This is a genomic window from Janibacter sp. LM (genome assembly GCF_039631275.1).
Taxonomy (GTDB): Bacteria; Actinomycetota; Actinomycetes; order Actinomycetales; family Dermatophilaceae; genus Janibacter; species Janibacter terrae.
In genome coordinates this window covers 1-346 of sequence record NZ_JBDIVG010000102.1, presented here as the reverse complement: position 1 = coordinate 346, position 346 = coordinate 1, and the positions used below count along the sequence as shown (strand labels likewise).

The 346-nt window shown below is 68.2% G+C and carries 1 protein-coding gene; it reads right to left on the bottom strand.

Going from position 1 to position 346, the window contains the following annotated elements; all coding sequences use genetic code 11:
• Positions 1-346 (bottom strand): HAD family hydrolase (locus ABC138_RS17625; protein WP_345914481.1); only part of this gene is annotated, 346 nt, incomplete at both ends.

Here is a 346-nt window from a genome sequence, read left to right as displayed (position 1 = left end):
TCCGTCCACCAACCCGGTGACGCCGTGTCCGGCGTGCTCGTGGACATCGCTCGCCGCAGGATGATCTGGTGAGGCAGCGACCACCGCCGCCGCCAGGGGGTGGGTGCTGGTGGCCTCCAGTGCTGCTGCCAAGGAGAGGACCTCAGCGTCGGTGTGACCGTTGGCCGCGTGAGTGGCCACCACCCGGGGCTCGTTGCGAGTCAAGGTGCCTGTCTTGTCGAAGGCGACCGTGCGGATCGTCCCGAGCTGCTCGAAGGCCGCTCCGGACTTGATGATCACCCCGAACTTGCTGGCCGAGCCGATCGCTGAGATCACCGTGACCGGGACCGCGATCGCCAAGGCGCAG